This is a genomic window from Marinomonas flavescens, from assembly GCF_004352835.1.
Classification (GTDB): Bacteria; Pseudomonadota; Gammaproteobacteria; order Pseudomonadales; family Marinomonadaceae; genus Marinomonas; species Marinomonas flavescens.
In genome coordinates, this window is record NZ_SJSB01000017.1 from 15,880 (window position 1) to 27,854 (window position 11,975).

Here is an 11,975-nt window from a genome sequence, read left to right on the forward strand (position 1 = left end):
ACAGTGAATGTAATTAGTATCAAGAAGGGCATGCGCTTGTGTGCCTTTCTTTTGGTTGGCTTGATGTGTAATCAAGCTCAATCCGCAGAAAATCCAGTTGAGCCAGATCAGGTGACACCTTTGGCTCATGGTATATTTTTATTAGGTCCTAACGTTAATGTTGAAAATGAAGCGTCAAATCCTGCTTCCGAAGATTGGTTAGGGCCAATAGTAAACGAGATAACGCACTCGGATAAGCTTGACTCTCTCGGATCAAAGTTGGTTATTACTCCGCCTTATTCGAAAGCGACCCAGTCAACGCTTGAAGGGGTGAATACAGATGCACCATCGATAGTAGAGCCGCGACATAATAGGCATCCTTTACCTAGGATTGCGATTTTGATCGACGACCTTGGTTATAACCGACAAGGAATGGAGTCAGCCTTGGCGTTACCTAAAAACGTCGCATTGGCCATTCTTCCATTAACGCCTTTCGCTCATAAAACAGCTACTCAGGCGAAAAAACAACACCGCGTCACTTTACTGCATGCGCCCATGGAAAATGTGCGAGAGCTTAAGCTTGGGCCAGGTGGATTGTATGCAAAAATGACAGAAGAGCAGCTTAAGAAAGCTCTCATAAAAGACATAGACAGTTTGCCTGGCATCAAAGGGGTGAATAATCACATGGGGAGCTTGTTAACCGCAAAGCAAGACTCGATGGACTGGGTGATGGAGGTGTTGAAAAAGCGCTCTTTGTTTTTCATTGATAGCTTAACGTCATCTCATAGTGTTGCGAAAGAAACAGCCCAAAAGCATGGGTTAAAAACAACAAGTCGAGATATTTTCCTAGATAATATTCGTACTGAGAAAGCAATTGATAGGCAGTTCTCACGACTGGTTAAAGAGGCAAAACACAGTGGTGTTGCGTTGGCGATTGGTCACCCATACCCAGAAACTATGGCGTATTTGAAAAAACGTTTGGTTAAGTTAGAAAAAGAAGGCGTTAGATTAGTGCCTCTCACGACGGTTTTACATAATAGTCCCATTCAACAATAACTCGAATTCCTCCTCCTACCTACAAAGAAGTTGAAGCAAAAGCTTTGCGTTCTTTGTGGGTTTTTAATTACTAGGTTTTATGAATATAAAGATCAAATTGTTTTTTTTTGATTTGCAGGGTCATCTTTGTAAGCTAGTTTCAATATTAATCTTCTTTGTCAGCTTTCTGGCAACTATAAGGCCCTTTCAAAAAATAGTGAGCCAAGCTGTTTTTGGTGCATTTACCTTTTTTTAAAGTATAAAAAACTTATCTTCAATAACTTTTTAGTATTTAGTTTGTTTGTATTGCTACATCTGATGATTATTTGTTCTATTTTAGTGCCTCTCTATTGACCAAAGACTGATCAAACATTAATGTTGTGCCTTAATGCGGTGCACATTATTTGTGATATCGCATAAAAAACTCCACTATTTCTACTGTTTTATGGGTTGAAAATTGTTGGAACGCATCTTGCTTTAATATAATAACGATAAACAAAACAAGTTGGAGCTCTTCTTATGTCACATGCGGTTATAAAGAAAACGTTAATTTCTATGGCGATAGCGGGTGCTGCAACACTGGCACAAGCTGATGTTGTTATCGGTGTAGCAGGACCTCATACAGGGGCTTATGCCGCCTTTGGTGAGCAGCTATGGAAAGGGGCGGAACAAGCAGCCAAAGATATCAATAAAGCGGGCGGCATTAATGGTGAAATGATTAAGCTTGTCAAAGCGGATGACGCTTGTGAGCCAAAACAAGCGGTTTCTATTGCTAACCGATTAGTTGACTCTGATGATGCTGTGGCGGTTATTGGACATTTCTGTTCTTCTTCTACACAACCTGCTTCAAATATCTACGCGGAAGCGGGTGTACTAATGATTACCCCTGCTTCTACCAACCCGACAATCACAGATCGTGGTCTTCCTAACGTATTTCGTGTGTGCGGCCGTGATGACCAACAAGGTGATGTTGCAGCAACCTATATCGTTGATAAGCTTCACGCAAAGCGCGTTGCTATCATTCATGATAAAGACACCTATGGCAAAGGCCTAGCGGATGCAATGAAAGCATCTCTTAATGCATATGGTACTAAAGAAGTCATGTACGAAGGTTTGACTCGAGGTGAAAAAGACTTTAACGCACTCGTGACTAAGATTCGTTCTGTCAATGCCGATGTTGTTTACTTCGGTGGTTTGCATTCTGAAGCAGGCCCATTAGTTCGTCAGCTTCGTGAACAAGGTTCAAAAGCGATCTTCATGTCTGGTGACGGCATTGTGTCTGATGAATTTGTTACCGTTGCCGGTGGGCCACAATACGTTAAAGGCGTAATGATGACATTTGGTGCTAACCCAATGTCTTACCCATCAGGTAAAGAAGTGGTTAAAGAGTTCCGTGCTGAGGGTTATGAGCCAGAAGGCTATACGCTTTACTCATATACTGCGATGCAAGTGGCCGCAGCAGCGCTTAGTCATGCGAACTTAGATCCAATCAAGGGTGCTGAGTGGTTGCATGCTAATTCTATCGATACAGTAATGGGTAAAAAAGCGTTTGATGCGAAAGGCGATCTGACCGTATCCGATTACGTAATGTATCAGTGGGATGATAAAGGTAAATATCATCAAATAGACTAATTTTCCTAATTAGCTTATTTCACAACTCGCCGAGGTGAATACTTCGGCGAGCTTGATCTTCGATTTACATTCCCACGAGGTTATACGATGGATATCGTTCTCCAGCAGTTGGTAAACGGTTTAACGCTTGGCTCAGTTTATGGGCTTATAGCGATAGGCTACACCATGGTGTACGGCATTATTGGCATGATTAACTTCGCCCATGGCGACGTTTACATGGTTTCTGCTTATCTCACCGCCATTTCGATCGCACTACTCACTTTTTTTGGTGTTGAATCTTTTCCTTTTATTATTTTTGGCGCATTGGTTTTTACTATTGTTATTACAGGCGCTTATGGCTGGGTGATAGAGCGTGTTGCTTATCGACCTTTGCGTAACTCTAGCCGCCTTTCTGTTTTAATTTCAGCCATTGGTATGTCTCTTATTTTGCAGAACTACGTGCAGCTGAGTCAGGGCCCAAATCAACAAGGTGTTCCAACACTCATCACGGGGGCTTTTCGTTTTCATATTGGTGATGGTTACGTACAGATTACTTATATGAAAGTGTTGATTTTGCTTATCGCATTAGCCGGCATGGGGATTCTTACCTATATCATCCAAAAAACAAAGTTGGGGCGCATGTGTCGAGCGACTCAGCAAGACCGTAAGATGGCGTCCATCTTAGGTATTGATACAGATAAAGTTATTTCGTCCGTTTTCGTTATTGGTTCTGCTATGGCCGCATTGGCTGGGGTTTTAGTGACGCTAGATTATGGCGCATTTGACTTTTATATCGGCTTTATCATGGGGATAAAAGCCTTTACTGCCGCAGTATTGGGTGGGATTGGTTCATTACCCGGTGCCATGTTAGGTGGGCTTATTCTTGGTCTTTCTGAATCATTGTTTGCTGGCTTAGTTAGCTCTGATTATAAAGATGTTTTTTCTTTCTCTTTGTTAGTCCTCATTTTGATTATTCGTCCGAGTGGTCTTTTAGGCAAACCAGCAGTGGAGAAAGTATAAATGAGCCAAACAGCAGGTATGAACTATAAACAATGTTTCATTGATGCAGTGGTTGCTGCCTTAATGGCGTTAGTGGTCTTCGGCCCTATTATGGGGATCGTTCTTGATGGGTATAAGTTTGATATTGATTTCCAACGCGTGGGTTGGATTGTATCGATTGTCTTTGTTGGCCGTCTCTTTATGTCTTACTATTTTCAGACGGCAAAGGGCCAAGCAATGCTCTTCAAATACGCCAACAATCATGATGGCGTAACCGTAAACCCACCAAACCATAAATCTAAAATGATTTGGGTTATTCCTTTAGTAATGGTGATTGGTTTTCTGATTCCTTTTATCGCTTCTAAATACATTCTGACGGTGCTGATATTAGGTCTTATTTACGTGTTATTGGGACTGGGTCTGAATATCGTGGTCGGTTTGGCTGGCTTATTGGATCTTGGTTTTGTTGGTTTTTATGCAATAGGAGCATACTCATTAGCATTAGGTTATGAAAACTTAGGTTTGGGTTTTTGGTCTATGTTGCCAATTGCCGCGATTGCCGCTGCTTTTGCTGGAGCAATCCTTGGTTTTCCGGTGCTGAGAATGCATGGTGATTATCTAGCGATAGTTACCTTAGGTTTTGGTGAGATCATCCGCCTAATATTAACCAATTGGGTATCACTAACTCATGGTCCAAACGGCATATCTGCCCCTCTTCCTACATTCTTTGGCTTAGAGTTTAAGCGGCGATCTGCACACGGTGAAACGTTCCATGAATTTTTCAACCTCCCATACGATTCAGGCTACAAATACATGTTTGTGTATTTGGTCTTGTTTGCCGTTGTCTGGGCTGTTCTTTTTATTAAGCATCGTCTTGTAAAAATGCCGATTGGTCGAGCTTGGGAAGCATTGCGTGAAGACGAAATTGCCTGTCGTTCTTTGGGTTTAAATCATGTTCTAGTTAAATTATCAGCCTTTATGTTGGGGGCTTCAACAGCAGGTTTGGCCGGTGTTTTCTTTGCGACGTATCAAGGCTTTGTGAGTCCATCTTCGTTTACCTTCTTCGAGTCTGCACTGATCTTAGCGATCGTGGTATTGGGTGGTATGGGGTCAACGTTGGGTGTGGTGATTGCCGCCTTCTGTTTGACGGTATTGCCTGAGATGCTGAGGGAAGTGGCTGAGTATCGTGTTTTGTTGTTTGGTATTTTGATGGTGGTGATGATGATTTGGAAACCTCGAGGTCTCGTTCGTGTGACGCGAAATGGTTTTGCCGCGAGAGAAGGGGTGATTAAATGAGCCAAGAAAATATTTTAAAAATAGAAAACTTGGTCATGCACTTTGGTGGTATTAAAGCCCTTAATGATGTGACTTTTGACATAAAACGCGGCTCTGTATCGGCTTTAATTGGACCAAATGGTGCGGGTAAAACCACAGTTTTTAACTGTATCACGGGATTTTATAAAGCCACGGGCGGCAATATTATGTTGTCTGCCAATGGAAAAGAAACCAGTGTGATTAAAGTATTGGGTGAAGCGTTTAGGCTAACCGATTTCTTTTCCCCCATCGCTTTCTTTCAGCGTTTAAAATACAAGATGTTTGGAGGTTCGCATTTGGTAAATCGTGCAGGATTATCCAGAACATTTCAAAATATTCGCTTATTTAAAGAAATGTCAGTGGTTGAAAACCTGTTGGTTGCTCAACACATGCGGGTTAATCGTAATTTATTAGGTGGTATTTTAAATACAAAGGCTTATAAACAAGCAGAGAGTGACGCATTAGAGCGTGCTTTTTATTGGCTTGGAGTTGTTGATTTAGTGGATTTTGCTAACCGTTTGGCTGGCGAGCTTTCTTATGGTCAACAGCGCCGCCTAGAAATCGCTAGAGCGATGTGTACCAACCCTGAAATTGTCTGTCTCGATGAGCCCGCAGCGGGTTTGAACCCTTCAGAAACAGAAGCGCTGACGAAAATGATCCGTGTCTTGCGCGATGAGCACAATACCACTGTGTTGTTGATTGAGCATGATATGGGCATGGTGATGGATATTTCAGACTACATTGTGGTGCTCGACCATGGCGAAGTGATTGCTGAAGGTGGCCCTGATGATATTAAAACGAATCCTAAAGTAATTGCTGCCTATCTTGGGGCAGAAGAAGGTGAGGAGATGACCCTATGAGCACCTTGATGGAGTTTAAAGAGGTTGATGTCCATTATGGTCCAATCCAAGCGCTTAAAAAAGTGTCGTTATCAATAGATGAAGGTGAAATTGTCACCATGATCGGAGCGAATGGCGCCGGGAAGTCGACGTTGTTAATGTCGATCTTTGGGCAGCCACGCATTTCTAGTGGAGAAATTATTTATCGTGGTGAAGATATTTCGCAAAAATCTGCGCATTATGTTGCCTCGCATGGTTTGGCTCAGTCTCCAGAAGGGCGTCGTATTTTCCCAAGTATGTCAGTAGAAGAAAACTTACTGATGGGGACCATTCCTATCGGTATGAAGCATGCTGATGAAGATATGAAGCATATGTTTGAGTTATTTCCTCGTTTAGAAGAGCGTCGTAATCAACGCGCTTCCACCATGTCTGGTGGTGAGCAGCAGATGCTGGCCATTGCTCGAGCATTGATGAGTCGCCCCAAACTATTGTTGTTGGATGAGCCGAGCTTGGGATTGGCGCCCATTATCGTGAAACAAATATTTCAAATATTGAAAGATGTAGCGAGCACAGGAATGACCATCTTCTTAGTGGAGCAGAACGCAAACCATGCATTGAAGCTGGCCGACCGAGGATACGTTATGGTAAACGGAGAAATTCGTTTGACAGGAACGGGTGCTGAGCTCTTGGTTAATCCTGAAGTACGTGAAGCGTATTTAGGCGGGCATTAATTAACGTCAACTCTCTTTAGTTATGTATAAATGGCGAATCTCTTGGTTGAGGCTCGCCATTTTTTTATAGTCTAAATAATGTATCACTGATTAGGTCTTTGACTTGGGATGGCTGTGCGTTTTCCCCTAACGAAGCATCATAAATAGCGTCTATTTCGTCACCAAAGTAAGCGAACACTTCCTCTTTTGAAAGCGCTGGAGTTAGCCCGGCCGGATTTGCTGAGGTTGAAACAATGGCGCCATTAAAGGCGTTGCATAAGTTCCTCACAGCAGTGTGCTGTGACAGCCGAATAGCGACACTCTCGTGCTTTCCTCGAATCCATGGCGGCGCCACTGTCGTATCTGGAACAACCCATGAAGTCGGAATGCTTGTCTTACTCGTTAGTCGGTTCGCTGATTCCAAGCTTAATTTTTTTGTCCAATCGAGAAGGTGAGAAGGTTTTCCCGCGACTAAAATAAGCCCTTTTTCAACGGGGCGCGCTTTTAATTTAAGTATTTTTTGCACGGCCGATTGATTAAATGGATCACAGCCTAATCCCCAAACGGCTTCGGTTGGATAAGCAATAACACCACCTTGGCGCATTATCTCAGCAAGCTTTTCTGGAGAATATATTAATGTCATGAAGTGGACACCCAAACAGGCAAAATAAAAAGATTAGGAAGGATTTTAATGGTATTTAAGTGGCTGGGCTAGAAGGGAAGACTGATTAAAGAGAGTTAATCAGTCTTAGAGCCCAATGCTACTGCTAGAAATAGAACCAGAAGTTTATTTTAACGCTTTAATTTTTTCTTTAATGTCAGCAATTTTACTTTCCATTACTTTTTCTAAGTGCTCTAACTCAACGATAAGGTCGTCTTTAGACACTTTGATTTCATGCTGTTTACCAACAATTTTTTCTAGCTCTTCTAAGGCGCGAACAACGATTAAAGAAGGCTCTTGCACTTGGCGATAGGTTTGTTGACCACCATCGGCTAATACTGTTTTTGTAGAGCGGCCAAATTTAAATTTTTTACTTTTTGGTAGTAAAGAGCCTTTTTCGCGACGGTAATAGACTTTTAAAACATCTTGTCCATTTTCATAGCGAAGGGTAAATTTTTCGATATTTTCTGTGCTGGTGATGCCCATGGATTCAAGCGTTGGATTCATAACAGGGTCCTGTTTTGTGGGTTTAACTAATTAATGTTCTGTTTAATTAGTTTGGGATTGTCATGTTAAAAGCAAGGGTAAAGCAAGAGGAAAACATAAGAAACTTGAGATGACGCAGAAAACAAGAATATATCTTGTTTTCGCCATTTCCCTAAGAACAAATTAATCTTCTTCTTGCTCGGTATTATCTATGCCCAGTTCTTTAATTTTTCGAGTAAGGGTATTGCGTCCCCACCCTAATAAAAGAGACGCATCACGTCGTCTACCTGCTGTGTGAGCGAGTGCTGTCTCAATCATAATGCGTTCGAATTTAGGCACAGCTTGTTCTAAAATGCCTTTTTGACCGCTTGCTAGAGCACTATCAACCCAATTTTTAAGAGCATCTTCCCATGAGCCTAATGGTTGTTCGCTTGGTGTAGCAGCAAGCAATTCAGGTGGAAGGTCTTCTATTAAAACTTCACGACCTGAAGCCATTACGATGAGCCAGCGGCAGGTGTTTTCTAATTGGCGAACGTTTCCGGGCCATTCTAATCGAGTTAAATAAGCCTCTGTTTCTTTGGTTAGCAGTTTAGGTTCCACAGCCAGTTCTTCGGCAGCTCGACTTAAAAAGTGACGAGCTAATTTAGGAATATCTTCACGGCGTTCAGCCAGTTTAGGGAGGTGAATTCGAATAACATTTAAGCGATGGAATAGATCTTCTCGGAACGAGCCTTTTTGAACCAAGTTTTCTAGATTCTGATGCGTTGCGGCAATGATTCGAACATCCACCTTAACTGGCGTGTGCCCACCGACTCGATAAAATTCGCCATCTGCGAGAACACGCAGTAGGCGAGTTTGTGTCTCTGCTGGCATATCACCGATTTCATCTAGAAACAGAGTGCCGCCGTTGGCTTGTTCAAAGCGCCCGCGGCGTTGAGTATTCGCGCCAGTAAACGCCCCTTTTTCATGACCGAATAATTCAGATTCGATTAAATCATGGGGAATAGCGGCCATGTTAAGGGCGATAAAAGGGTTCGCGGCTCTTGGGCTATGAGTATGTAGCGCTTTAGCAACCAGCTCTTTACCAGTACCAGACTCACCATTAATGAGAACAGTGATATTGGAATTCGCAAGACGTCCGATAGCACGAAACACTTCTTGCATAGCGGGTGCTTCACCGATGATATCCTTGTCGACTTCTTCTACTTCCGCGACCGGTATATCAGCACTAGGCATGGCTTTTTGATAATGAAGAATAGCGCGTTTTACAAGGGTTACCGCTTCTTCTACATCAAACGGTTTTGGTAAGTATTCAAATGCACCGCCTTGGTAAGAAGCGACCGCACTTTCCAAATCTGAATGGGCTGTCATTATGATGACAGGCAGATGCGGATGCTCTGTTTGTAGCCTATTCAGTAGCGTTAAGCCATCCATACCTGGCATGCGAATATCACTAATAATGGCGCTAGGTTGTTCTTGGTCTATCATATCAACCAAGTTTTCTGCCGAATCAAACAGACGACATTGAATGCCTTCTTGCTCTAGTGTCTTTTCCAATACCCAGCGAATAGACCTATCGTCATCTACAATCCATACGGTTTCTTGTTGTGTCATAGGTTCTTCTCCTTGCCTGAGAGGATTGTCTCAATTGGCATCAATATATTAAATTCGGTTTGTTGAGGGGTGCTCTGACATTCGATAATTCCGTGATGTTGATGAATAACAGATTGGGATATCGAAAGCCCGAGCCCTGTTCCTTCTGCTCGGCCACTTACCATAGGGTAGAATAATGTTTTTAATATAGACTCGGGAATTCCTGGTCCATTATCAATAATGCTAATTTTACAAACCAGTCTATGGCGTTTAGCACCAATGGTGAATTGACGAAGTGCACGCGTCACCAGTCTAATTTGTTTCTGATTATTCTCGTCCTGTTCTAGTAGTGCCTGCATCGCATTGCGCGTGACATTCAGTATGGCTTGTATTAATTGAGATTCGTCACCGATGATGTCTGGAATACTAGGGTCGTAATCGCGAATGATTTCTATGCGGCCATCAGATTCCACTTGAATCAGCTGTTTTACCCTTTCAATCACCCGATGAATGTTGAGTGGTTTGTTTTTTGGTAATTGGCGAGGGCCAAGTAAGCGGTCAACCAAATCTCTCAAACGATCAGACTCTTCAATAATTACTTGCGTGTAATCTTTTAGCGCTTCATCAGTAAACGCTCTGCTGATGAGTTGAGCGGCTCCGCGGATACCTCCTAATGGGTTTTTTATCTCGTGGGCAAGATTTCGCACCAATTCTTTACTGGTCTGATGGTTAGCAATCAGCTCGTCTTCCAGAGAAATACGCTTCATGCGATCTCTAGGGTAGAGTTCAATTAAAAGGCTGTCAGTTGTGTTGCTGGTATTGCTAATTGGCGTGACCGTGTAGTCGCAAAATAGTTTTTCGCCATTTGCTCTCTCGACCTCAGCTTCCCGTTTAGTAAAGGGATGTCCTGAGTTGATGGCAGATAACAAGGAATCGATGCCTTCCTCATTTTCGCGAAAAGCAGCACCTAAGTCTTGGCCATAAATGCGTTTTCGGCTGACAGCAAGCAGCATCTCAGCCGCGGGGTTTAAGTATTCAATAACCAGCTCGCGGTTTACTTGTACCACAGCGGTTGATAAACGATCTATTAATAAGCTATACACAATTGTGCCTCTTTAGTGATTCTAATTAACTGCAAAATACGAACCAACAATGGGCGGTCAGGAATGTTGATTTAATAGACTATTTCCTGGGTGCGATACGTCATTGTGCCTTTTTTTGGTGCAGTCATGAATCTTTGTTTTTTTTGAGGGCAAAAAAAAGCCCCAAATTGGATCGGGGCTTTTCTGGGTATTATTTAATATCTAAACTTATAGGCTGTAGTAAAGTTCAAACTCAAGCGGATGAGTTGTCATCGCTACACGTTGAGCTTCTTCTGCTTTTAGGCCGATGTAAGCATCGATCATGTCATTAGAGAATACGCCGCCTTGAGTTAAGAACTCACGATCTTCGTCTAGACACTTAAGCGCTTCTTCTAAGCTGCTAGCAACTTGAGGGATAGCGGCTGCTTCTTCAGCTGGAAGGTCGTACAAATCTTTGTCTGCTGCATCGCCAGGGTGAATCTTGTTTTTAATTCCGTCAATACCTGCCATCAACATAGCAGAGAACGCTAGGTATGGGTTAGCGGTTGGATCAGGGAAACGAGCTTCAATACGTTTGCCTTTAGGGCTTGCAACGAATGGGATACGGATAGAAGCAGAACGGTTACGCGCTGAGTAAGCCAACATAACAGGTGCTTCGAAACCAGGAACAAGACGTTTGTAAGAGTTGGTTGATGCGTTAGTGAACGCATTCAATGCTTTCGCGTGCTTGATGATACCGCCGATGTAGTAAAGCGCCATATCAGATAGACCAGCGTACTGATCACCAGCGAATTGGTTTTCGCCGTCTTTCCAGAAAGATTGGTGAACATGCATACCAGAACCGTTATCGCCAACGATTGGTTTAGGCATGAAAGTCGCTGTTTTGCCGTAAGCGTGAGCCACGTTATGAACACAGTACTTAAGGATTTGAACTTCATCAGCTTTCTTAACTAGCGTGTTGAATTTAGCACCGATTTCGTTTTGACCAGCAGTGGCAACTTCATGGTGATGAACTTCAATAACCAAGCCCATAGATTCCATCGCACCACACATTGCGCCACGTAGATCGTGATGAGAATCAACTGGTGGAACTGGGAAGTAGCCGCCTTTTACGAAAGGACGGTGACCCATGTTGCCGCCTTCAATCTTCTTGTTAGAAGACCAAGCAGCTTCTTCAGCGTTGATTTCTACTGTTGAACCAGACATGTCTGTTTTCCAGCGAACATCATCAAAGATGAAGAATTCAGGCTCAGGACCAAAAAATGCTGTGTCGCCAAGACCGGTTGATTTTAGGAATTCTTCAGCGCGAAGAGCAACAGAGCGTGGGTCACGATCGTAGCCTTGCATAGTAGAAGGCTCGATGATGTTACAACGAACGATCAAAGTAGACTCTTCAGTGAAAGGATCAACAACAACAGTGTCGTCCTGCGGCATCATAATCATGTCGGATTCATTAATGCCTTTCCAGCCTGCAATAGAAGAACCGTCGAACATTTGGCCATTCTCAAAAAACTCTTCGTCTACAGTAACTGCTGGAATCGTTACATGTTGCTCTTTACCTTTAAAATCAGTAAAGCGAAGGTCAACCCACTTCGCGTCGTGCTCAGCAATCAAGGCAAGGGTCTTGTTAGACATAGTTGGTTCTCCAATGTAATTAAAACGAAAT

The 11,975-nt window shown here is 42.9% G+C and carries 11 protein-coding genes; 6 read left to right on the forward strand and 5 right to left on the reverse strand.

Translation table 11 applies throughout. The features are described 5' to 3' along the window. Positions 1-3 precede the first annotated feature (3 nt). The 6 genes from E0D70_RS14740 to E0D70_RS14765 all read left to right on the forward strand — a co-directional run bounded on the left by E0D70_RS14740 (position 4) and on the right by E0D70_RS14765 (position 6,508). The gene (locus tag E0D70_RS14740; RefSeq protein WP_240537153.1) at positions 4-1,035 is read left to right on the forward strand and encodes a divergent polysaccharide deacetylase family protein; all 1,032 of its coding nucleotides are present in this window, start codon (positions 4-6) and stop codon (positions 1,033-1,035) included. A gap of 498 nt (positions 1,036-1,533) precedes the next feature. Next, positions 1,534-2,646, forward strand: a complete 1,113-nt coding sequence (locus tag E0D70_RS14745; RefSeq protein WP_133013045.1) for a branched-chain amino acid ABC transporter substrate-binding protein — start codon at positions 1,534-1,536, stop codon at positions 2,644-2,646. 87 nt (positions 2,647-2,733) lie between these two features. Beyond that, positions 2,734-3,645, forward strand: coding sequence for an ABC transporter permease subunit (locus E0D70_RS14750; RefSeq protein WP_133013046.1), 912 nt, complete (start codon positions 2,734-2,736; stop codon positions 3,643-3,645). Continuing rightward, the gene (gene livM / locus E0D70_RS14755) at positions 3,646-4,920 is read left to right on the forward strand and encodes a high-affinity branched-chain amino acid ABC transporter permease LivM (protein WP_133013047.1); all 1,275 of its coding nucleotides are present in this window, start codon (positions 3,646-3,648) and stop codon (positions 4,918-4,920) included. After that, positions 4,917-5,798: an ABC transporter ATP-binding protein gene (locus E0D70_RS14760; protein WP_133013048.1), complete on the forward strand. Its 882-nt coding sequence runs from the start codon at positions 4,917-4,919 to the stop codon at positions 5,796-5,798. Before livM ends, E0D70_RS14760 begins: the two co-directional genes overlap by 4 nt. Beyond that, a complete protein-coding gene (locus tag E0D70_RS14765) occupies positions 5,795-6,508 on the forward strand; it encodes an ABC transporter ATP-binding protein (protein WP_133013049.1) in 714 nt (237 codons plus the stop codon). The genes E0D70_RS14760 and E0D70_RS14765 overlap by 4 nt, the downstream gene beginning before the upstream one ends. Positions 6,509-6,572: 64 nt before the next feature. Here E0D70_RS14765 and tsaC read toward each other — a convergent pair whose 3' ends face one another. The 5 genes from tsaC to glnA form a co-directional block, all read right to left on the reverse strand. Then, positions 6,573-7,130, reverse strand: coding sequence for an L-threonylcarbamoyladenylate synthase type 1 TsaC (gene tsaC / locus E0D70_RS14770; RefSeq protein WP_133013050.1), 558 nt, complete (start codon positions 7,128-7,130; stop codon positions 6,573-6,575). 144 nt (positions 7,131-7,274) lie between these two features. Further along, positions 7,275-7,655 (reverse strand): DUF3461 family protein, encoded by a 381-nt coding sequence (locus E0D70_RS14775; RefSeq protein ID WP_133013051.1) that lies wholly within the window; start codon positions 7,653-7,655, stop codon positions 7,275-7,277. 162 nt (positions 7,656-7,817) lie between these two features. Then, positions 7,818-9,248 carry a nitrogen regulation protein NR(I) gene (ntrC, locus tag E0D70_RS14780; RefSeq protein WP_133013052.1) on the reverse strand — a complete coding sequence of 477 codons (1,431 nt, stop codon included), beginning with the start codon at positions 9,246-9,248 and terminating at the stop codon, positions 7,818-7,820. Continuing rightward, a complete protein-coding gene (gene glnL / locus E0D70_RS14785) occupies positions 9,245-10,330 on the reverse strand; it encodes a nitrogen regulation protein NR(II) (RefSeq protein WP_133013053.1) in 1,086 nt (361 codons plus the stop codon). Before glnL ends, ntrC begins: the two co-directional genes overlap by 4 nt. 207 nt (positions 10,331-10,537) lie before the next feature. Continuing rightward, a complete protein-coding gene (glnA, locus tag E0D70_RS14790; RefSeq protein ID WP_133013054.1) occupies positions 10,538-11,944 on the reverse strand; it encodes a glutamate--ammonia ligase in 1,407 nt (468 codons plus the stop codon). Positions 11,945-11,975: the final 31 nt, after the last annotated feature.